The 19,807-nt window shown below is 71.9% G+C and carries 21 protein-coding genes; 8 read left to right on the top strand and 13 right to left on the bottom strand.

Annotation, left to right across the window (positions count from 1 at the left end):
* Positions 1-1,027, top strand: a 1,027-nt coding sequence (locus tag MFF61_RS19910) for a PAS domain-containing protein (protein ID WP_238237336.1), incomplete at its 5' end; no start/stop codon positions are given.
* A gap of 92 nt (positions 1,028-1,119) precedes the next feature.
* Here the strand turns inward: MFF61_RS19910 and gatA are convergent.
* The 4 genes from gatA to MFF61_RS19890 form a co-directional block, all read right to left on the bottom strand.
* Positions 1,120-2,607 (bottom strand): Asp-tRNA(Asn)/Glu-tRNA(Gln) amidotransferase subunit GatA, encoded by a 1,488-nt coding sequence (gene gatA, locus MFF61_RS19905; RefSeq protein WP_238237333.1) that lies wholly within the window; start codon positions 2,605-2,607, stop codon positions 1,120-1,122.
* A gap of 98 nt (positions 2,608-2,705) precedes the next feature.
* Positions 2,706-2,993, bottom strand: a complete 288-nt coding sequence (gene gatC / locus MFF61_RS19900) for an Asp-tRNA(Asn)/Glu-tRNA(Gln) amidotransferase subunit GatC (protein WP_238237330.1) — start codon at positions 2,991-2,993, stop codon at positions 2,706-2,708.
* 102 nt (positions 2,994-3,095) lie between these two features.
* Entirely contained in the window at positions 3,096-3,647 is a 552-nt protein-coding gene (locus MFF61_RS19895) for a hypothetical protein (protein WP_238237327.1), read from the bottom strand.
* 127 nt (positions 3,648-3,774) lie between these two features.
* Positions 3,775-4,485 carry a metal-dependent hydrolase gene (locus MFF61_RS19890; protein ID WP_238237325.1) on the bottom strand — a complete coding sequence of 237 codons (711 nt, stop codon included), beginning with the start codon at positions 4,483-4,485 and terminating at the stop codon, positions 3,775-3,777.
* Positions 4,486-4,535: 50 nt separating this feature from the next.
* Between MFF61_RS19890 and ruvX the strand changes: the two genes are divergently transcribed.
* On the top strand, positions 4,536-5,021 hold the full coding sequence (ruvX, locus tag MFF61_RS19885; protein ID WP_238237323.1) for a Holliday junction resolvase RuvX: 486 nt from the start codon (positions 4,536-4,538) through the stop codon (positions 5,019-5,021).
* Here the strand turns inward: ruvX and dprA are convergent.
* The 6 genes from dprA to MFF61_RS19860 form a co-directional block, all read right to left on the bottom strand.
* A complete protein-coding gene (gene dprA / locus MFF61_RS19880; RefSeq protein ID WP_238237321.1) occupies positions 5,010-6,203 on the bottom strand; it encodes a DNA-processing protein DprA in 1,194 nt (397 codons plus the stop codon). The genes ruvX and dprA overlap by 12 nt on opposite strands.
* A 49-nt stretch (positions 6,204-6,252) precedes the next feature.
* A complete protein-coding gene (gene plsY, locus MFF61_RS19875) occupies positions 6,253-6,846 on the bottom strand; it encodes a glycerol-3-phosphate 1-O-acyltransferase PlsY (protein WP_238237315.1) in 594 nt (197 codons plus the stop codon).
* Positions 6,846-8,138 carry a dihydroorotase gene (locus MFF61_RS19870; RefSeq protein WP_238237314.1) on the bottom strand — a complete coding sequence of 431 codons (1,293 nt, stop codon included), beginning with the start codon at positions 8,136-8,138 and terminating at the stop codon, positions 6,846-6,848. The genes plsY and MFF61_RS19870 overlap by 1 nt, the downstream gene beginning before the upstream one ends.
* A gap of 119 nt (positions 8,139-8,257) precedes the next feature.
* Positions 8,258-8,644, bottom strand: a complete 387-nt coding sequence (locus MFF61_RS19865) for a type II toxin-antitoxin system HicB family antitoxin (protein WP_238237312.1) — start codon at positions 8,642-8,644, stop codon at positions 8,258-8,260.
* Between the two features lie 6 nt (positions 8,645-8,650).
* Complete coding sequence (locus MFF61_RS34060; RefSeq protein WP_353960060.1) at positions 8,651-8,860, bottom strand: type II toxin-antitoxin system HicA family toxin; 210 nt, start codon at positions 8,858-8,860, stop codon at positions 8,651-8,653.
* Position 8,861: 1 nt separating this feature from the next.
* The gene (locus MFF61_RS19860) at positions 8,862-9,809 is read right to left on the bottom strand and encodes an aspartate carbamoyltransferase catalytic subunit (RefSeq protein ID WP_238237311.1); all 948 of its coding nucleotides are present in this window, start codon (positions 9,807-9,809) and stop codon (positions 8,862-8,864) included.
* A gap of 227 nt (positions 9,810-10,036) precedes the next feature.
* Between MFF61_RS19860 and topA the strand changes: the two genes are divergently transcribed.
* On the top strand, positions 10,037-12,709 hold the full coding sequence (gene topA, locus MFF61_RS19855) for a type I DNA topoisomerase (protein WP_238237310.1): 2,673 nt from the start codon (positions 10,037-10,039) through the stop codon (positions 12,707-12,709).
* 119 nt (positions 12,710-12,828) lie between these two features.
* Here topA and MFF61_RS19850 read toward each other — a convergent pair whose 3' ends face one another.
* Positions 12,829-13,014, bottom strand: coding sequence for a hypothetical protein (locus MFF61_RS19850; protein WP_238237309.1), 186 nt, complete (start codon positions 13,012-13,014; stop codon positions 12,829-12,831).
* 276 nt (positions 13,015-13,290) lie between these two features.
* Between MFF61_RS19850 and parE the strand changes: the two genes are divergently transcribed.
* From parE to MFF61_RS19835, 3 genes are all read left to right on the top strand, one after another.
* Positions 13,291-15,390, top strand: coding sequence for a DNA topoisomerase IV subunit B (gene parE / locus MFF61_RS19845; protein WP_238237308.1), 2,100 nt, complete (start codon positions 13,291-13,293; stop codon positions 15,388-15,390).
* A 398-nt stretch (positions 15,391-15,788) separates the two neighbouring features.
* Complete coding sequence (locus tag MFF61_RS19840) at positions 15,789-16,946, top strand: zinc-binding dehydrogenase (RefSeq protein WP_238237307.1); 1,158 nt, start codon at positions 15,789-15,791, stop codon at positions 16,944-16,946.
* Between the two features lie 155 nt (positions 16,947-17,101).
* Positions 17,102-17,521: a DUF2147 domain-containing protein gene (locus MFF61_RS19835; RefSeq protein ID WP_238237306.1), complete on the top strand. Its 420-nt coding sequence runs from the start codon at positions 17,102-17,104 to the stop codon at positions 17,519-17,521.
* Here the strand turns inward: MFF61_RS19835 and MFF61_RS19830 are convergent.
* On the bottom strand, positions 17,514-17,912 hold the full coding sequence (locus MFF61_RS19830; RefSeq protein ID WP_238237305.1) for a DUF4345 domain-containing protein: 399 nt from the start codon (positions 17,910-17,912) through the stop codon (positions 17,514-17,516). The genes MFF61_RS19835 and MFF61_RS19830 overlap by 8 nt on opposite strands.
* 111 nt (positions 17,913-18,023) lie before the next feature.
* On the opposite strand from MFF61_RS19830, the gene MFF61_RS19825 reads away from it, so the two are divergent.
* Positions 18,024-18,479 (top strand): GNAT family N-acetyltransferase, encoded by a 456-nt coding sequence (locus MFF61_RS19825; RefSeq protein ID WP_238237304.1) that lies wholly within the window; start codon positions 18,024-18,026, stop codon positions 18,477-18,479.
* Between the two features lie 106 nt (positions 18,480-18,585).
* Here the strand turns inward: MFF61_RS19825 and MFF61_RS19820 are convergent, their stop codons facing one another.
* Positions 18,586-18,810 carry a hypothetical protein gene (locus tag MFF61_RS19820; protein ID WP_238237303.1) on the bottom strand — a complete coding sequence of 75 codons (225 nt, stop codon included), beginning with the start codon at positions 18,808-18,810 and terminating at the stop codon, positions 18,586-18,588.
* Between the two features lie 327 nt (positions 18,811-19,137).
* On the opposite strand from MFF61_RS19820, the gene MFF61_RS19815 reads away from it, so the two are divergent.
* Positions 19,138-19,806 carry a glutathione S-transferase family protein gene (locus tag MFF61_RS19815; RefSeq protein ID WP_238237302.1) on the top strand — a complete coding sequence of 223 codons (669 nt, stop codon included), beginning with the start codon at positions 19,138-19,140 and terminating at the stop codon, positions 19,804-19,806.
* Position 19,807 lies beyond the last annotated feature (1 nt).

Raw genomic sequence — 19,807 nt, 5'->3', positions numbered from 1 at the left:
GCCACGCCACGAGGTCGATCAGGACGCCGCGCCACTCCGTACCGCCGAGGGTCGCCATCACCGCCGCGTAGGCGGCGTTGCGCTCATCCTCCAGGTGCCGCTCCAGGGTGAGGAGCCCGGCCTTTTTCTGAGGCTGCTGGAAGGCGTCGGCCTCACCGGGACCTGGGGCTGGACCTTCGCGACCAACGAGCTCGTGTGGTCCCCCGGCTACTTCCGCCTGCTCGGGCTCGACCCCAGCACCACGCGTGCGAGCTACGACCTCTATCTCAGCCTCGTGCATCCGGACGACCGGCATGAGATCGAGACGAGCGCGCAGGTGATGCAGGAGGGGTCCCTGCGCGACCGGACCGTCCGGGTCATCCGCCCCGACGGGTCGATGCGCATCCTGCTCGGCCGCAGCGAGATCTTCGTGTCCGATGACGGGCGACCGCGGGCCGCCGCGGGGATCGTGCTCGACGTCACCGACCGGGAGCAGCTCGCCCGGTCGGTGCGGGCCGAGGAGCAGCGCAAGCGCGCCCTGATCGACCATATCAGGACGCTGTCCGCGGCGAGCGTGGCTGGACCGGACGCGGACGGCGAGGCGGCGCTCGTCACCATGCGGTCATCCCCCGAGGCCGTCCTGGAGGAGGTGATGCGCGTCTTCGCCCCGCGCCCCGCCGGCCAGGAGGCGGAGGACGCCCCGATGACGGGTTTCGGCGCCGCCCTGGAACGCCGGCTCGACGGATACTTCACGGCCGCCCGCGACGAGCCGGCCTCACCCCGAACCGGAGCGGTCGCCCCGTCGCCCCGTCGGGATCTGGGAGCCTGTATCGAGGGCCATCATCTGCGGGCTGCGCGCGCACTCCTCGACTGGTCGATGGCCGACCTCGCCAAGGCCAGCGGCCTGTCGCTGTCCACCGTCCGGCGCCTCGACGAGGGGATCGAGGGTCCGGCCTCGCGCAGCCGTCGGGCCGCCATCGCGGCCCTGCAGGAGGCCGGCATCGTGTTCAGCCTCCTCGACTCCACCATCGTGGTCGGCCGGGCCTGAGGCCGGGCGGAGAGCGCATCGCGCGCCGGCGATCCGGTGCGGCGACGATGCGGGGAGCCGTCGCAGAAGGCCGATGCTGAGAGCTTGGCGGCTCAGCGCCACCAAGCCCGGGGCAGGGCCACCCGGCCGGCCGCATCCTCGATCACCTGCCCGGCGGCGAACAGCGTCTCCTCGTCGAAGGGGCGGCCGATCAGCTGGAGCCCGAGCGGCAGCCCCTGTGCGTCCAGGCCGGCCGGCACGGCGATGCCGGGCAGGCCCGCCATGTTCACCGTCACGGTGAAGACGTCGTTGAGGTACATCTCGACCGGGTCGGCATTCTGCTTCTCGCCGATGCCGAAGGCGGCCGAGGGCGTGGCCGGCGTGAGGATCGCGTCGACGCCGTTCGCGTAGACGGTCTCGAAGTCGCGCTTGATCAGGGTGCGGATCTTCTGCGCACGCACGTAATAGGCGTCGTAGTAGCCCGCCGAGAGCACGTAGGTGCCGATCATGACGCGCCGCTTGACCTCGCGGCCGAACCCGGCGGCGCGGGTCTGCTCGTACATGCCGACGATGTCCTTGGCCGGCACCCGCAGGCCGTAGCGCACGCCGTCGTAGCGGGCGAGGTTCGAGGAGGCCTCGGCCGGTGCCACGATGTAGTAGGCGGGCAGGGCGTAGCGGGTGTGCGGCAGCGACACCTCGACCACGCGGGCGCCCGCCGCGCGCAGCCACTCGGCGCCCTGCTGCCAGAGCCGCTCGATCTCGGCCGGCATGCCGTCGACCCGATACTCCTTGGGAAGGCCGATGGTCAGGCCCCTGACCCCGCGCCCCGCCGCCGCCTCGAAGTCGGGCACCGGCAGGTCCACCGAGGTGGTGTCCTTGGGGTCGTGCCCGGCCATCGAGGCCAGCATGATCGCCGCGTCCCGCACCGTGCGGGTGATCGGCCCGGCCTGGTCGAGGGAGGAGGCGAAGGCGACGATGCCCCAGCGCGAGCAGCGCCCGTAGGTCGGCTTGATGCCCACCGTCCCGGTGAAGGCCGCGGGCTGACGGATCGAGCCGCCGGTGTCGGTGGCGGTGGCGCCGAGGCACAGGCGCGCCGCCACGGCGGCGGCAGAGCCGCCCGACGAGCCGCCCGGCACCAGCGGCGCCTCGGAATCCCGGCGGCGCCAGGGCGAGACCACCGGGCCGTAGGCGCTGGTCTCGTTCGAGGAGCCCATCGCGAACTCGTCGAGGTTGAGCTTGCCCAGCATCACGGCGCCGTCCCGCCACAGGTTGTGGCTGACGGTGGATTCGTAGTGCGGCCGGAAGCCTTCGAGGATCCGCGATCCCGCGGTGGTCGGCACGTCGTGGGTGCAGAACAGATCCTTGATGCCGAGCGGCAGCCCTTCGAGGGGACGGGCCTCGCCCTTGGCGATCTTGGCGTCGGCCACCTCGGCCATGGCCAGCGCCCGCTCGGGCGTCTCGACCAGGTAGGCGTTGAGCGCGCGGGCCTGCGCCACGGCGTCGATATGCGCCTGCGCGATCTCGCGGGCCGAGAAGGCCTTGCCGCGCAGGCCGTCGCGGGCCTCCGCCAGGGTGAGTTCGGTCAGGTCGTTCGTGCTCAAGTCCGTGATCCCCGCCGCACAGGCGCATCAGGGCGTCAAAAGGGTGCCGCATGGCGCGACGGGCCGGTCTCCGCGCCGCGGAGTCCGCTCCCGCCCGCCTATTCGACGACCTTCGGCACCAGGAAGTAGTTGTCCTCGGTGAGCGGCGCGTTGAACACGATCTCGCGGGCGTAGCCGCCATCCGTGACCGCGTCCTCGCGGCTCTTCATCGCCATCGGGGTGACCGAGGTCATCGGCTCGACACCCGAGACGTCGACCGTCCCGAGCTGCTCGACGAAGGCCAGGATCGCGTTGAGTTCGTCCTGGAGCGGCGGGACCTCCGCGTCGCTCACCGCGATGCGCGCCAGATGCGCGATGCGCCGGACCGTCTGCGCGTCGACCGACATGGAACCCCGCTGCGATGGAGAGGGCGGCCCCGAGGGAGCCTGCCGCCGGGCGCTATAGCACCCGCCTTCGCGCGGCCGCAACGCCGGGACGCGGCCGACCGGTCAGGTCCGCCTGCCGTTCCGGGCCAGTGCGATCGTCTGCGCTCCCCCATTCAGCGCGATCGCGTTGTCGGGATCGACCGGCTCCTCGATCAGCACCGCGGGCGGCCGGTATTGCTGGCGCGCCCGCGCGGCGCCGACGAACAGCACCTCCACGGCGAGGGCCAGCATCAGCTTGTGGCGCCGCGGCATGCGCCGGCGCGTCGGCGGCGACAGCACGATCGGCGCGCGCCCGGCCCGGATCGGGTGCGGCCGGGGACCCGGCGGGCTCGGGGCGGGGGTGACCGGCACGAAGGCGCCGGCCGGGACCCGCTCCCGCCGCACGCGGGGCGTCGCCCGGTTGGCGGGCCGCACCGCGGCGCGGCGGACGATGGCCACGAAGGCGCTCTGGGGCACCCGCTGGCGACCGGCCGGCGCGGGTGCCCCGAAAGCCGCGAGCCGTCCCGGCAGCGGTCCTCGCAGGGGCGAGAGCGCGCCGTCGAGATCGACGGTGATCCAGGTTTCGCCTCCGACCGTGACCGGATGGGGCTGCGTGGCGTGGAACGTGAGGATCACGGCGGCCTCGGACCGGACGATGGTGGGTAACGATTTGGTAACGCTCCCGGGCCGGACCCGCCACGTCAACCTCCCGTTAACCCTAACCCCCGCGCCGACCGGCCGACCGCCCGCTTGCCGAGGCCGCTCAGCTCAGCGTCACGGCCGTGCCCTTGTGCGGCACCACCACCTGCACGCCACTGCCGTCGAGCGCCGCCACGAAGGCGTCGGCGGTCTGGGCGATGATCGGGAACGAGCCGTAATGGCAGGGGATCACGGCCTTCGGCGTGAAGAACTTGCGCACGGCCAGCGCCGCGGTCTCCGCCCCCATGGTGAAGCGGTCGCCGATCGGCACCATCAGGACGTCGGGCCGGTAGATCTCCTGGATCAGCGCCATGTCGCCGAAGATGTCGGTGTCGCCCATGTGGTAGACCGTGGGCTCGTTCGGCGCGCGCACCACGATCCCGTTCGGCAGGCCGAGCGGCACGGTGACCCCGGCCTCGCTCATGCCGGCCGAGTGGTCGGCGCGCACCAGCGTGACCCGGAAGCCGCCCTGGTCGGTGGTGCCCCCGGTGTTCATCGGATCGAAATTCGTGACGCCCTTCGACGAGAGCCACATGCAGAGGTCGTAGTTGGTCACCACCTTGGCGCCGGTCTCGCCGGCGATCGCCACGACGTCGCCCACGTGGTCGCCGTGGCCGTGGGTGATCAGGATGTGGGTGATGCCGTCGCTGGCCTTCGCCCGGCCCGCATCCCCACCCTCGAAGGCCGGGTTGCCGGTGAAGAACGGATCGATCAGGACGTGGTTCGACCCGAAATCGAGGCGGAAGGTCGAATGCCCGTACCACGTGATGCGCATGAGAGGGTCTCCCGGATGGACAAGGCCTACCTAAAGCGCGGGGCGCGCCCGTGAACCGGGAGGCGGCCGCGGTCTTCGCGCAACGCCTCGGCGGAGCATCGCGCCTGCTCGGGCTCGATCTCGGCACGAAGACGATCGGGCTCGCGCTCTCGGATGTGGGGCGGCGCATCGCCTCGCCGCTGGAGACGATCCGGCGGGTGAAGTTCACGGCCGACGCGCAGGCGCTCGCCGGCATCGCCGGACGCCACGGCGTCGGCGGGCTGGTGATCGGGCTGCCGCTCAACATGGACGGCAGCGAGGGGCCGCGGGCGCAGTCGACCCGCGCCTTCGTGCGCAACCTCGCGCCGATCCTTCCCCTGCCGGTGCTGCTGTGGGACGAGCGGCTCTCCACCGCGGCGGTGACCCGCACGCTTCTCGACGCGGATGCCTCGCGGGCGCGGCGGGGCGAACTCGTGGACAAGCTCGCGGCGGCCTACATCCTTCAGGGCTGCCTCGACGTGCTGGCGAGCCTCGACCCCGACGCGTCAGAGGCGTGAGACGGTCCCGCCGCCGTGGACCGCCACGAGGCCGTCGAGTTCGAGTTCGAGCAGGAGGCCCTGCACCGTCCGCGCCGGCAGCCCGGCTTGGCGCGCCAGCGCGTCCGCCTGGACCGGGGCGGGGCCGAGAAGCGCGAGGAGGCGCGCCCGGTCGTCGGCCGGCCGGGGCGCATCCGGGGCCGGCCGGGGCGGCTCCGCGGCCTCCGCGAAGCCCGCGGGCTCGGGCGCCGCGGCGGGGGCGAAGAAGTCGGTCTCGTCCCAGTAGAGGGCGGGCGGCTCCGGCCGTTCGCCGTCCTGCGCGCCCTCGGGGGGCGGTCCCTCGGCGAGGAGGGGGCGCAGCACCGCGAGCACGTGCTCCGGATCGGCGCAGAGGGTGGCGCCCTGGCGGATGAGGTCGTTGGTGCCCTCCGCCCGCGGGTCGAGCGGCGAGCCCGGCACGGCGAACACCTCGCGCCCCTGCTCCAGCGCGAAGCGCGCGGTGATGAGCGAGCCCGAGCGGCGCGCCGCCTCGACCACGATCGTGCCGAGGCAGAGCCCCGAGATAATCCGGTTGCGGCGCGGGAAATCCCGCCCGCGCGGCTCCCAGCCGAGCGGCATCTCGGCGAGGAGCGCCCCGCCGTGATCGAGGATGCGCGCGGCGAGATCCTGATGCTCGGGCGGATAGATCCGGTCGTGCCCGCCGGCCAGCACCGCGACGGTGCCGCTGGCGAGCGAGGCCGCGTGCACCCGCGCATCGATGCCCCGGGCGAGGCCCGAGACGATCGCCAGCCCCTCGGCGCCGAGCCCGTGGGCGAGGCGCTCGGCGAAGGTGAGGCCCGCCGCCGAGGCGTTGCGCGAGCCCACGATGGCGACGGCCGCCCGGCCGAGGACCGCCGCCTCGCCCCGCACGGCGAGGAGCGGCGGCGCATCGTCGGTGGCCTGGAGCGGGGTCGGGTAGTCCGCCTCGCCCATCGCCACGAAGCGCACGCCGAGGCGCGAGGCGGCGGCGATCTCGCGCTCGGCCTCGCGCTTGCCCACCACCTTGATCGGCCGGCCGCGCCGGCGCGCCAGGTCCGGCAGCGCGTCGAGGGCCGCGCCCGCGCCCCCGAAGCGGTTCACGAGACCCCGGAAGGTGCGCGGCCCGACGCCCTCCGAGCGGATCAGGCGCAGCCAGTCGAGGCGCTGCGCATCGCTGAGTTTCAAGACCCCGCTCCTTTTCCCCGCTCACCTTGCGGCAGGAGCCGAGATTGTCTCAGCCCTTCTGTCCGATCCGCCCCTCCGTGCCGTCCATCAGCCGGCGGATGTTGGGCGTGTGCTTCCACCATAGCAGCAGCGCCAGGATCACGAACAGGAGGGCGACGCGGCCCTGGCCCAGGCCCCAGAGGACCAGGGGCGTGGCGGCGCTCGCGGCGAGCGCCGAGGCCGAGGAGTAGCGCAGCAGGACGGCGAGGCCGAGCCAGATCGCCGCGAAGGCCAGGACCGCGACGGGCGCGAGGCCGAGCAGCACGCCGATGAAGGTCGCCACACCCTTGCCGCCCTTGAAGCCGAGCCAGACCGGGAAGAGGTGGCCAAGGAAGGCGCCGAGCCCCGCCGCCAGGGCGGCGTCGGGGACGCCGAACCGGCCGGCGATGAGCACGGCGGCGGTGCCCTTCAGGGCATCGCCCAGGAGGGTCGCGGCCGCGAGCCCCTTGCGGCCGGTGCGCAGCACGTTGGTGGCGCCGATGTTGCCCGAGCCGATCGCCCGCACGTCGCCGAGCCCGGCGACGCGCGTGAGGATCAGCCCGAACGGGATCGAGCCGAGCAGGTAGCCGAGGACGAGCGCGGCGGCGAGGAGGGCGGTGTCCATCAGGCGTCGGCCTCGTGCCGGTGGGCGATGCGTCCCGCGACCAGGGTGAGGAGGGCGCGCCCCTGCAGCCGCGCCTCGTCGAAGGGCGAGTTCTTGGAGCGGGATTTCAGGCGCCGCTTGTCGAGCACGTAGGGCTCGTCGGGATCGAACAGCACGAGGTCGGCGGGCGCGCCGGCGGCGAGGCGGCCGCCCTCGCGCCCGAGGAGGTTCGCCGGTGCGGTGGAGAGGGCGGCCAGCAGGCGCGGCAGGGCGACGTCGCCCGCATGGACGAGGCGCAGGGCCGCCGCCAGCAGCGTCTCGATGCCGAGCGCGCCGTCCGCCGCCTCCGCGAAGGGCAGGCGCTTGGTCTCGACGTCCTGCGGGTTGTGGTCCGAGACGACGACGTCGATGACGCCCTCGTTCAGCGCCGCCACCACGGCCTGCCGGTCCGCCTCGTCCCGCAGCGGCGGGGAGAGCTTGCAGAAGGTGCGGTAGTGGCCGATGTCGTTCTCGTTGAGCACGAGGTTGTTGATCGAGACGCCGCAGGTGACGGGCAGGCCGGCCTCCTTGGCCCGCCGCACGATCTCGACCGAGTCGGCGCAGGAGATCATCGCCGCGTGGTAGCGCGCCCGGGTCAGGCGCACGAGGCGGATGTCGCGCTCCAGAAGGATCGTCTCGGCCTCCCGCGGAATGCCGTGCAGGCCGAGCCGCGAGGCCATCTCGCCCTCGTTCATCACCCCGTCGCCGACGAGGTCCGGCTCCTCGACGTGCTGCATCAGGAGCGCGCCGAAGTCGCGGGCATAGGTGAGGGCGCGGCGCATCACCTGGGCGTTCGTCACCGCCCGCAGCCCGTCCGTGAACGCGACCGCCCCGGCCTCGGCGAGCAGGCCGAACTCGGTCATCTCGCGCCCGGCGAGCCCCTTGGTGATGGCGGCGGCCGGCAGCACGTTGACGCTCGCGGTGTCGCGGGCGCGGCGCAGGACGAAGTCGACGATGGCCGGCCCGTCGATCACCGGGTTGGTGTCGGGCATGCACACGAGGGTGGTGACGCCGCCCGCCGCCGCGGCCGCGCTCGCGCTCGCCAGCGTCTCGCGGTGCTCGGCTCCCGGCTCGCCCACGAAGGCGCGCAGGTCCGTGAGGCCGGGCGCGAGCACGTGTCCGCCCCCGTCGATCACCTCGGCGGCGTCGGGCGGGGGCGGGGCAGCCCCCCAGTGGACGTCGGCGATGCGGCCGTCGCGGATCAGGACGGCGCCGGGGCCATCGCGGCCGCTGGCCGGGTCGAGGAGGCGGGCGTTGGTGATCAGGAGGGTCATCGGGCGGAGGGCTCCGCTGCGGGTGCGCGGGCGGCGAGGACGGCGTCGAGCACGATCGGGGGATGTCTGGGCACGGGGTCGTCCGGGATTGGCAGCGGTTTCGTTCGTCCCGATGCCTCTCACCCGGCGATCTGGTTCAGAACGAGCTCCCGGACCAGAGCCGTCCGGGACAGGCCGCGGCGCTCGGCCGCCGCATCGACGGCCCGCAACTGGGTCTCGTCGAGCCCGAGTTCGTCCGCGGGCGGCCGGATCACCACTGCCGCATGACCGGCTGCGAGGGCCTCGGCGAACTCCCGGTCCTCCTTGAGGTCCTCGATGGTGCGCGGTGCACGGGGCGCGACGCCGTCCTCCCGCGCGAGATCGAGCCACTGCGCGAGCGCCTCGCCGGCCTGCGCGAGGGTTTCGTCCGCCGTCTCGGTCGCCGCGATGCAGCCGGGCAGGTCTGGAAACCACACGCCCCAGAGCGTGTTGGCCTCCTTCTCCAGAATGCCGATATAGGCGGTCACGGCACGTCAACTCCCTTCGAGCCATCCGGCGTTCCGCGCGATCGCGCGAGCCGTTCCGGGCGACAAGTCTCCCCGACCGCGAGGAACGGCCACGTTCGGACCTCCGGGCAGGACGAAGATGTCGGGCGGTCCCTTGGAGGGGCGCAGGCGCCAGCCCTCCCGCTCCAGCCGCCTGCGGATCGCCTGGATGTCAAGGTCGAAATCCCGGGGAGGCATGTCAAGCGTTCGGCAGGTGCGTCGCCAGCGCCTCCAGCACCGCCATGCGCACCGCCACGCCCATCTCCACCTGCTCCCGGATCAGCGACTGCGCCCCGTCCGCGACCTCGGAGGAGATCTCGACGCCGCGGTTCATCGGGCCGGGATGCATCACCAGGGCATCGGGCTTGGCGAGGCTCAGCTTCTCGCCGTCCAGCCCGAAATACCGGAAGTACTCCTTCACTGAGGGCACGAAGGAGCCGTTCATGCGCTCGCGCTGGAGGCGCAGCATCATGACGATGTCCACCCCGCTCAGGCCCGCGCGCATGTCGGTATGGACCTCGACCCCGAACCGGGCGAGGCCGGGCGGCAGCAGCGTCGAGGGGCCGATCACCCGCACGCGGGCGCCGAGCGCCTGCAGCAGGATGATGTTCGAGCGCGCCACCCGCGAGTGCAGGACGTCGCCGCAGATCGCCACGGTGAGCCCCTCGATCCGGCCCTTGTTGCGGCGGATGGTCAGGGCGTCGAGCAGGGCCTGGGTCGGATGCTCGTGGGCGCCGTCGCCCGCATTGACCACCGCGCAATCCACCTTGCGGGCGAGGAGGTGCACCGCCCCGGCCTGATGGTGGCGCACCACGATGATGTCGGGGCGCATGGCGTTGAGCGTCGCCGCCGTGTCGATCAGCGTCTCGCCCTTCTTCACCGACGAGGAGGCGACCGACATGTTCATCACGTCGGCGCCCAGCCGCTTGCCGGCCAGCTCGAAGGAGGACTGGGTCCGGGTCGAGGGCTCGAAGAAGAGGTTGATCTGGGTGCGCCCGCGCAGGGTGGTGCGCTTCTTCTCCACCTGGCGGCTGATCTCGACGGCCTCGTCGGCCCGGTCGAGCAGGCCCGCGATGTCGAGGGGCGAGAGGCCCTCGATGCCGAGCAGGTGGCGGTGCGGGAAGCCCGGGCGGGTCGGCGTGGTCATGGCATGGTCATGGCGCGGCCCCGCCTATAGAAGGAGCGGCGCGCCGCCGCAAGGATCGCCGGGTGGGATCGCCCGGATCTCCCGCTGGGCATTTGACATCCGCCCCCCGTTCACCCACTTCTCCGGTCCCGGCGCCCGCCCGCTCGCGCCGTGCGTCCGCCAAATCGAGACCTGCCCGCTATCGAGACCTGCCCGCTGCGGTCTGCTTGGGAAGAGGCAAGCCGTTCATGAAAGTCGTCGTCGTCGAGTCGCCGGCCAAGGCCAAGACGATCAACAAATATCTCGGCCGCGACTACGAGGTCCTGGCGTCCTTCGGGCATGTCCGCGACCTGCCGGCCAAGGACGGCTCGGTCGATCCGGAGCAGGATTTCCGCATGCTCTGGGAGCTGGAGGACCGGGGCGCCAAGCGCGTCCAGGAGATCGCCAAGGCGGTCAAGGGCGCCGACAAGCTGATTCTCGCCACCGACCCGGACCGCGAGGGCGAGGCGATCTCCTGGCACGTGCTGGAGGCGCTGCAGGCCAAGCGCGTGCTCAAGGGCGTGCCGGTCGAGCGCGTGACCTTCAACGCCATCACCAAGGACGCGGTGCAGACCGCGATGGCCCAGCCGCGGCAGATCGACCAGGCGCTGGTCGACGCCTACCTGGCGCGCCGGGCGCTGGACTACCTCGTGGGCTTCAACCTCTCGCCGGTGCTGTGGCGCAAGCTGCCGGGCGCCCGCTCGGCGGGCCGGGTGCAGTCGGTGGCGCTGCGCCTCGTCTGCGACCGCGAGGCCGAGATCGAGGCGTTCAGGCCGCGCGAGTACTGGTCGCTCGTCGCCACGCTGGCCACGGCCAGGGGCGCGACGTTCGAGGCCCGGCTCGTGGGGGCGGACGGCAAGCGCATCCAGCGCCTCGACGTCGGCACCGCCGAGGAGGCCGAGGCATTCCGGCGCGACCTCGAACTGGCGACCTTCGCGGTCGCCGGCGTCGAGGCCAAGCCCGCCAAGCGCCACCCGCAGCCGCCCTTCACCACCTCGACCCTGCAGCAGGAGGCGTCGCGCAAGCTCGGCCTCGCCCCAGCCCAGACCATGCGCATCGCCCAGCGCCTCTACGAGGGCGTCGAGATCGGCGGCGAGACGGTCGGCCTGATCACCTACATGCGCACCGACGGCGTCGACATGGCGCCCGAGGCGATCCGCGATGCCCGGCAGGTCATCGGAGCCGAGTTCGGCGCCGATTACGTGCCGCCCGCGCCGCGCAGCTACAGCACCAAGGCCAAGAACGCCCAGGAGGCCCACGAGGCGGTGCGCCCGACCGATCTCGGCCGGCTGCCCAAGGCCGTCGCGCGGTTCCTCGAACCCGAGCAGGCCAAGCTCTACGAGCTGATCTGGACCCGCACCATCGCGAGCCAGATGGAATCGGCGGAGCTGGAGCGCACCACCGTCGACATCCACGCCAATGTCGGCCCCCGCCGGCTCGACCTGCGGGCCACCGGCCAAGTGGTCAAGTTCGACGGCTTCCTCACCCTCTACCAGGAGGGCAAGGACGACGAGGAGGACGAGGAATCCCGGCGGCTGCCGCCGATGGCGGCGGGCGATTCGCTGCGGCGCGAGCGCATCGCCGCGACCCAGCACTTCACCGAGCCCCCGCCGCGCTACTCCGAGGCGAGCCTCGTCAAGCGCATGGAGGAGCTCGGCATCGGTCGGCCCTCCACCTATGCGGCCGTGCTGCAGGTGCTGCGCGACCGTGAATACGTGCGCATCGACAAGAAGCGGCTGGTGCCGGAGGACAAGGGCCGCCTCGTCACCGGCTTCCTGGAGAGCTTCTTCCGGCGCTACGTCGAGTACGACTTCACGGCCGACCTGGAGGAGCAGCTCGACCGGGTCTCGAATGCCGAGATCGACTGGCGTGCGGTGCTGCGCGACTTCTGGCGCGAGTTCTCCGCGGCGATCGCCGGCACCAAGGAGCTGCGCACCGCCGAGGTGCTGGAGGCGCTCAACCAACTCCTCGGCCCGCACATCTTCCCGGCGCGGGCGGACGGCGCGAACCCGCGCGCCTGCCCGACCTGCGGCGGCGGCACGCTGTCGCTGAAGCTCGGCAAGTTCGGGGCCTTCATCGGCTGCTCGAACTATCCCGAGTGCAAGTACACCCGCCAGCTCTCCGCCGCCGGCATCGAGGGCGACGGCGAGGGGAATGGGGCCGAGGGCGGCCAGCCGGGCGTGCGGGTGCTCGGCGAGGATCCGGCGACGGGCCTGCCCGTGACCCTGCGCGACGGACGCTTCGGCCCCTTCGTGCAGCTCGGCGACGCCTCGGCCGAGAAGGGGGCGGAGAAGCCCAAGCGCTCCTCGCTGCCGCGGGGGCTGGCGCCCGGCGACGTGACGCTGGAGACCGCGCTGAAGCTGCTCGCGCTGCCGCGCGAAGTCGCGCGCCACCCGGAGACGGGCGAACCGATCCTGGCCAATCTCGGCCGCTTCGGGCCCTATGTCCAGCACGGGAAGACCTACGCCAACCTCGGCAAGGACGACGACCTCCTGGAGATCGGCGCCAACCGGGCGATCGACCTGATCGTCGCCAAGGAGCAGGGCGGCGGGCGGCCGGCGGCCGATCCCGGCCGGGCGCTCGGGACCGATCCGGAGGGGCGCGCCGTCACCGTGAAGGCCGGCCGCTACGGCCCCTACGTGACGGACGGCGACGTGAACGCGACCCTGCCGAAGGGCGCGGACAAGGACGCGCTGACCCTCGACGAGGCGCTCAAGCTGATCGCGGCCCGCCGCGAGGCCGCGGGAGGGGGCAAGAAGAAGGGCGCGGCGCGCGGTCGCTCCGCCCGGAGCACGGAGAGCGCGGCGAAGCCGGCCCGCAAGGCTACGTCGGCCAAAGCCGCCAAGGCGGCTGCCAAGAAGGCCGCGAGTGCCGGGGAATAGGGCGCTCGAACGCGCCGCTAAGCAGACTTGCGTTGGCAAGCCAACGCTTCGTCCGCTTAGGTTCTTGTTTCGTCGCAGATTTTTATCGCAAAACCGGCGACCACTTTTGCGAAATCTGCTTAGAACGCGAAGGCGAGCGTGGCGGCGAGCGCCGCCACCACCGCCGTGCCGGTCGCCGTGGCGGTGAAGCGGCTGACGTTGCGGCTGAGGCCCACGGCGTCGTCGAAGCAGCCGAAGGCCTCGCCGGCGGCGCGCTCGGCCCGCGCGAGAGCATGATGGCGGGCGTGACGGGTGGCGGCGGTCATCGTCTCGGGCCTCCTCGGGCGCGCAAGGGCAGCGCCGGTCAGCGTGGCGGTAACGCGTTGAGAACGGCCTTGTTCCCGGGGGCTTATTCAGGGTGAAGCAATCTTAACGTAACCTGTTTACCACCTTGATCCGCGGCCACCGGCCTGCGGCCGACCGTGCCGCTCCGCCACGGCCGGGAGCCCTGATGGACCCTTTCTGTTTCCGGTTTGTTCCGGTATAGGGAGAGGATGAGTGCCAATGCTGCCAGAGCCGTCCCCCCTTCGCGAGGCCGCCGCGTGAGCGACCCCGCACGAGATCTGTTCGGTCCGGGCGCCAAGGCGGCGCCCGTCGACCCCATCGCGGGGGCCAGGAGCCCCAGGCCCGATAGTTCCAGGTCTGACAGCGCCAGGTCCGAGCGTCCCAAGCCCGTGGCGGTGGCCGCGCCGGCTGCGCCGGCCGAGGCCGGCTACGACGCCTCGGCCATCGAGGTGCTGGAGGGGCTGGAGCCGGTGCGGCGCCGGCCCGGCATGTATATCGGCGGCACGGACGAGAAGGCGCTGCACCACCTCTTCGCCGAGGTGATCGACAACGCGATGGACGAGGCGGTGGCGGGCCACGCGAGCTTCATCGAGGTGGAGCTGGAGGAGGGCGGCCTCCTCACGGTGACGGATAACGGCCGGGGCATCCCGGTCGACCCGCATCCGAAGTTTCCGGGCAAGTCGGCCCTCGAAGTGATCATGACCACGCTGCACGCGGGCGGGAAATTCGACTCGAAGGTCTACGAGACCTCGGGCGGCCTGCACGGGGTCGGCGTGTCGGTGGTGAACGCGCTCTCCGATCTCCTGGAGGTCGAGGTCGCCCGCAGCCAGACCCTCTACCGCCAGACCTTCTCGCGCGGCCTGCCGCAGGGCGGCCTGGAGGAGGTCGGCCGGGTGCAGAACCGGCGCGGCACGCGGGTGCGGTTCCACCCCGATCCGGAGATCTTCGGATCCCTGAGCTTCGACCCGCGCCGCCTGTTCAAGATGGCGCGCTCGAAGGCGTACCTGTTCGGCGGGGTCGAGATCCGCTGGCGCTGCGCGCCCGCGCTGCTGGAGGGCGTGGACAACGTCCCGGCCGAGGCGGTGCACCGGTTCCCGGCCGGCCTGAAGGATTACCTCGCGCGGGAGATCGACGGGCGCGAGCTCGTCACCGACGCGCTGTTCACCGGCAAGGTGACGAAGCCCGGCAGCCACGGCTCGCTCGAATGGGCGGTGGCGTGGCTCGCCAACGACGACGGCTTCTCGTCCTCCTACTGCAACACGGTGCCCACGCCCGATGGCGGCACGCACGAGAGCGGGCTGCGCATCGCGCTGCTGCGGGGCCTGCGCGACCACGCCGAGCGGGTGGGGCAGGTCAAGCGCATGCAGGCGGTGACCACCGACGACGTGATGGCGACCTGCGCCGCCATGCTGTCGGTGTTCATCCGGGAGCCGGAGTTCCAGGGCCAGACCAAGGACAAGCTGGCGACGCTGGAGGCCTCGCGCATCGTCGAGGCGGCCGTGCGCGACGCCTTCGACCATTGGCTCGCGGGCTCGCCGGCCCAGGCCAACAAGCTCCTCGACTGGGTGGTGGACCGGGCGGAGGAGCGGCTGCGACGCCGCCAGGAGAAGGAGGTCGCGCGCAAGACCGCGACCCGCAAGCTGCGCCTGCCGGGCAAGCTCGCCGATTGCTCGAAGGCCGGTGCGGCGGGCTCCGAGATCTTCATCGTCGAGGGCGACTCGGCCGGCGGCTCGGCCAAGCAGGCGCGGGACCGCGCCACCCAGGCGGTGCTGCCCTTGCGCGGCAAGATCCTCAACGTGGCCTCGGCCAGCCGCGACAAGCTCGGGGCGAACCAGCTGCTCTCGGACCTGACCCAGGCGCTCGGCTGCGGGACCGGGACGCATTACCGCGAGGACGACCTTCGCTACGAGAAGGTCATCATCATGACGGATGCCGACGTCGACGGCGCCCACATCGCCTCGCTGCTCATCACCTTCTTCTACCGGCAGATGCCGCGGCTGATCGAGCGCGGCCACCTCTACCTCGCGGTGCCGCCCCTCTACCGGCTGACGCAAGGGTCGAAGAGCGCCTATGCGCGCGACGACCGCCACAAGGATCAGCTCATCAAGAGCGTGTTCAAGAACGGCAAGGTGGAGATCGGGCGCTTCAAGGGCCTCGGCGAGATGATGCCGGGCCAGCTCAAGGAGACCACGATGGATCCGCAGAAGCGCACGCTCCTGCGCGTGGCGGTGCTGGAGGAGACCCGCGAGATCACCGGCGAGACGGTGGAGCGCCTGATGGGCAACAAGCCGGAGGCGCGCTTCGCCTTCATCTCGGAGCGGGCGGCCTTCGCGGACGAGGCGGGGCTGGACATCTGAGGCCCGCCGCGGCCCCTGGACGGGCGAACCGGTCCTCGGGAGGCCTTCAAGCAGAGCAGAAGCGGTCGAGGTGGGGCATCTCCGGCAGGTGAGGCGCACTCGGGCCGAGTGGCCTCTCGCCCCGGACGCCGCTTCCACCCTGTCGTCCGCGGCCGGCGCCGCTACCCCCCGGTCCGGACGGGATCCGGGGCGATCGTCGCGGCACGCCTCGTCGGTGGCGTCATGCCTCCCTCCTGGGATGCACCCCGGCGCGCTGGTCCGGCCGAAGCAGGGCGAGCCTGATCCTGGGCCGACCGGCCGTCAAGGGTGAATTTGGGGCGACGCCAGCGCGGATCCGCTGCTAGGCTCGGCGCCGCGGACGGCTCGATCCGGCCCGCAGCACACAGGGAGGATACGTCATGGGCAAGCCCGACATCCGGGTCGCGACCTTTGCCGGCCCGGGCGCCGCGCCGGAGATCCGCACCGTGCCCTGGCCGACGGTGCCGCGCCGGGCCGCGCTGATCCAGATCGGCGCGTGCGGCGTCTGCGGCACCGACCAGCACATCCTCAAGGGGCACTGGCCCAAGCCGCTGCCGTGGCCGTTCACGCTCGGGCACGAGATCGGCGGCGTGATCGTCGAGAAGGGCGACGAGTTCACGGCGGATTTCATGGAGAAGCCGCTCGGCGTCGGCTCCAAGGTGATGATCCCGCCGCTGATGCCGTGCGGGCATTGCTATTACTGCGTCCACTACCCGGAGCAGGCCAACAAGTGCCTGACGCCCGTCTATTACGGCCGCTATCTCGGCTTCGACAAGGCGCCGCACCTGTGGGGCGGCTGGGCCGAGTACGTCTATGTCGACCTCGAGATGCTGCCCGGCACCAAGGTGTACAAGCTGCCGGACGACATGAACCTGCGGCTCGGCGCCCTGTCGGAGCCTCTGACCTCCTGCATCCGCGCCTTCAACCGCGCGACGCGGGCGGGCGGCTTCAAGTGGGGCGACACGGTGGTGATCCAGGGTTCGGGGCCGATCGGCATCCTGGCCGTGGCGGCCGCGCAGGAGATGGGCGCGGGCCGCGTCATCTGCGTCGGCGCGCCCGAGGAGCCGCGGCTCGCGCTCGCGCGCCGGTTCGGGGCCGAGGCCACGGTGGACATCACGGAATTGCGCACGCCGCAGGAGCGCATCGCGCGAGTACGGGAGATCGTCGGCGGCTTCGGGGCCGATCTCGTGATGGATTGCTCCGGCCACCCCTCGGCGGGGCCGGAGGGCATCGAGTTCCTGCGCGACGGCGGCACCTACGTGGAGATGGGCCAGTTCACCGATGCGGGCTCGATCGAGACCTCCTGGCACCGGATCTGCGCCAAGGACCTGAACGTGCTCGGCTCCTGGGCCTTCACCGGCAACGACCTGCCGCTCGGCGTCGACATGCTCTACCGGGCGCGCGACAAGTATCCCTGGCTCGACATGCAGACCGTCTATCCCTTCACGCAGGAAGGCGTCAGTGCGGCCGTGGCCGACGCGATGGCCATGCGCACCGTCAAGTCGACCATCGTTCCCTTCCCGGAACTGATCGGCTGACGGCCGGCCCCCGACGGCGAAACCCGCTGGCCTCTCCGCCGGGCTCCGGTTCGGCGATCCTGCGGCATTCCGAAACCCTGCGGCAGGCTTGCGCTGTCACGGCGGCGCAAGCCCGCCTAGAACGTACCCCGGCTACTCTCAAGGAGACGATATCCGTGCACCGTACCCTGCTTGCCGCCCTGTTCCTGATGCTGCCCGTCCTCGGGTGCCCGGCCCTGGCGCAGTCGGGCCTTCAGCCCGCCGGCACGTGGCGGACTCCGGGCGGCGACGCGCATGTGCGCATCGCCAAGTGCGGCCAAGCCTATTGCGGCACGGTGACGAGGATCCTGAGCGGGGAGAGCCGCGACGTGAACAACCCCGACCCGGCCCTGCGCGGGCGCAGCCTGGTCGGGGTCGCGATCTCCTCCGACATGCGCCCGAGCGGCGAGGGCTGGGAGGGCAGCCTCTACAATTTCCGCGACGGGAAGACCTACTCGGGCAAGCTCGCCATGAAGGGGCCGGACGCGCTCGAACTCGCCGGCTGCGTCTTCGGTGGCCTGATCTGCAAGCGCCAGGTCTGGTCGCGGGTCAACTGACCCGGTCCCGGGCGTTGGCGATCCGGGTCTGCCAGAGACAGAGGAGCGGCGTCACGCCGAGCTCCATCCCGAGCGCCGCCAGCATGGTGAGGGACGGCACGCCGGTGAGCCAGAGGCCCACGAGCCGCCCGAGGCCGCCCAGCAGCACCACCAGCGTGAGGAAGCGGAAGAGCGTCGTCTTCTGCTCGATCGCCGGCACCGTCGCCCAGAACAGGATGCCGATGCCGAGAAGCAGGCCCGACAGGTAGCGGAAGTGGCTGTCGCCCGACACGCTGACGCGATCCCCGCTGATGCCCGCCGGGCCGAACAGGACGCCGTAGAGCCCGCCCGCCACCGGAACCAGCGCCGCGACCGCGACCACCCGCTGGAGAAGGCGCCGTTCCCCGTCCATGCCGCGATGCTCCGGTCTGCCACGCACACGGACAATCGGCGGCGGCCCGCACGGTTGCGGTTGCGGGCCGAATCGTCGCCTGTGGCCGCGCGGAATCGGGGGACGGCGGGGATGGCGTGGGAGATCCGGGTCGCGACGGCCGGCGACCTCGAAGCGGTGGTGCGCCTGCACGAGGCGGACCTGATCGGCGGCCACGGCGATGCCTGGACGCCGCAGACCCGCCCGGCCTACGAGGCGGCCTTCGCGGCGATCGAGGCCAGCCCCGACACAGACCTCTACGTCGCGGTCGAGGACGGGGTCGTGGTCGGCACCTTCCAGCTCCAGATGCTGCGCAAGCTGACCGAGCGCGGCGCGCGCAAGGCCGTGCTGGAGAGCGTGCAGGTGCGGGCGGATCGCCGGTCCCGCGGCCTCGGCGCCCGGATGATCGCCGAGGCCGAGCGCCTCGCGCGGGCGCGGGGCGCGACCGGGCTGCAACTCACCTCGAACAAGCGCCGCACGGCCGCGCACCGCTTCTACGAGCGGCAGGGCTACGAGCGCAGCCACGAGGGCTTTCGCAAGACGCTCTAGATCGCACCTCGACGGAGCGGCCACGGGTTCGTCGCGGACGATGCGCCGGGCCGAATGCCCCTGTCGACCGCGTCGGGTTTCTTGGCAGTGCAGCGTCCAGCCGCCGTCAGGCCTTGATCTCCTTCATGCGCTTGACGCACTTGCTGTAATATTGCGGCCATTTGGGACCTTCGGCGGTCTTCTCGCCCGCCGAGAGGGCACGCCACGCGGCGCCGCACTTCTTCTGCCGTTCGCGCGCCGCCATGCTCTTGGCGGTCGGCTCCGACGATTGGGCGAGGAGAGGCGCGGGCGCGCAGAGGAGGATGGCCGCGAGGACGAGACGGATCGGCATGCCTGGATTCCTCGACGGGAGCCGCCAGCGGCGGACTATTGACGCAACGTCATTGCTGCCACAGGGTGCCCCAGAGGCAAGCGGATTCCTGCACAGGTTGCAGGGCCGCGCGTGAAAAACTCCATTCCGTTACATTTTCGCCGCAGCCTTCCGGCCCGGCCCGTCGTTTCATGATCGCATCGCGGTGTCGCCGACGCCGCGCACAGCCTCATGCGCCGAGGGTGTCACCGGTTCGGCGACGACGAGGATGACGACACGAGATCCTGAGTGGCGGCGTCCCGGCGCTTCGGCTCAGGCCCGATCCACGCCTGCGAGGGGACCGTCCGCATGTCGGCCGTCACCACACCGCCGATCGACCTCTACTACTGGACGACGCCGAACGGCTGGAAGATCTCGATCATGCTGGAGGAGTGCGGCCTGCCCTACCGCATGATCCCGATCAACATCGGCAAGGGCGCCCAGCGCGAGCCCGGCTTCCTGGCGGTCTCGCCGAACGGCAAGATCCCGGCGATCGTCGATCCGGCCGGCCCCGGGGGCGAGACGATCGCGCTGTTCGAGTCGAACGCGATTCTGCAGTATCTCGGCCGCAAGACCGGGCTGTTCTACCCGGCAGACGAGCGCGCCCGGATCGCGACCGACATCTGGCTGTTCTGGCAGGCGGCGAATTTCGGCCCGGTGCTCGGGCAGGTCCACCATTACCGGATCTACGCGCCCGAGAAGATTCCCTACGCCATCGAGCGCTGCACCGCCGAGGCGACGCGGCTCTACGGGGTTCTCGACGCGCAGCTCGGCCGGCACGCCTACGTGGCGGGCGACGACTACACGATCGCCGACATCGCGATCGTCACCTGGGCCAAGCTGTGGGAGCGCCAGGGGCAGGACATCGCCGACTTCCCGCATGTCCGCCGCTGGCTCGACGCCGTGAAGGCGCGCCCCGCCGTGCTGCGGGGCTTCAAGCTCCGGCCCGAGCCGGAGGAGGTGGCGGCCTCCGCCTGAG

The organism is Methylobacterium isbiliense (assembly GCF_022179325.1).
GTDB classification, from domain to species: domain Bacteria; phylum Pseudomonadota; class Alphaproteobacteria; order Rhizobiales; family Beijerinckiaceae; genus Methylobacterium; species Methylobacterium isbiliense.
Note: the sequence above shows the minus strand (reverse complement) of the source record. Positions and strands in the feature narration are given on the sequence as shown.

Bases quoted from the DNA above. Each gene is read 5' to 3' on its own strand.
- gatC (WP_238237330.1), bottom strand. From the start codon at position 2,993: ATGTCGGTCGACGCGCAGACGGTCCGGCGCATCGCGCATCTGGCGCGC.
- MFF61_RS19890 (WP_238237325.1), bottom strand. From the start codon at position 4,485: ATGCGCATCACGTGGTACGGGCATTCGACCTTCCGCCTCGATTTCGGG.
- plsY (WP_238237315.1), bottom strand. From the start codon at position 6,846: ATGGACACCGCCCTCCTCGCCGCCGCGCTCGTCCTCGGCTACCTGCTC.
- MFF61_RS19870 (WP_238237314.1), bottom strand. From the start codon at position 8,138: ATGACCCTCCTGATCACCAACGCCCGCCTCCTCGACCCGGCCAGCGGC.
- MFF61_RS34060 (WP_353960060.1), bottom strand. From the start codon at position 8,860: ATGCCTCCCCGGGATTTCGACCTTGACATCCAGGCGATCCGCAGGCGG.
- MFF61_RS19860 (WP_238237311.1), bottom strand. From the start codon at position 9,809: ATGACCACGCCGACCCGCCCGGGCTTCCCGCACCGCCACCTGCTCGGC.
- topA (WP_238237310.1), top strand. From the start codon at position 10,037: ATGAAAGTCGTCGTCGTCGAGTCGCCGGCCAAGGCCAAGACGATCAAC.
- MFF61_RS19850 (WP_238237309.1), bottom strand. From the start codon at position 13,014: ATGACCGCCGCCACCCGTCACGCCCGCCATCATGCTCTCGCGCGGGCC.
- MFF61_RS19840 (WP_238237307.1), top strand. From the start codon at position 15,789: ATGGGCAAGCCCGACATCCGGGTCGCGACCTTTGCCGGCCCGGGCGCC.
- MFF61_RS19830 (WP_238237305.1), bottom strand. From the start codon at position 17,912: ATGGACGGGGAACGGCGCCTTCTCCAGCGGGTGGTCGCGGTCGCGGCG.
- MFF61_RS19825 (WP_238237304.1), top strand. From the start codon at position 18,024: ATGGCGTGGGAGATCCGGGTCGCGACGGCCGGCGACCTCGAAGCGGTG.
- MFF61_RS19820 (WP_238237303.1), bottom strand. From the start codon at position 18,810: ATGCCGATCCGTCTCGTCCTCGCGGCCATCCTCCTCTGCGCGCCCGCG.
- MFF61_RS19815 (WP_238237302.1), top strand. From the start codon at position 19,138: ATGTCGGCCGTCACCACACCGCCGATCGACCTCTACTACTGGACGACG.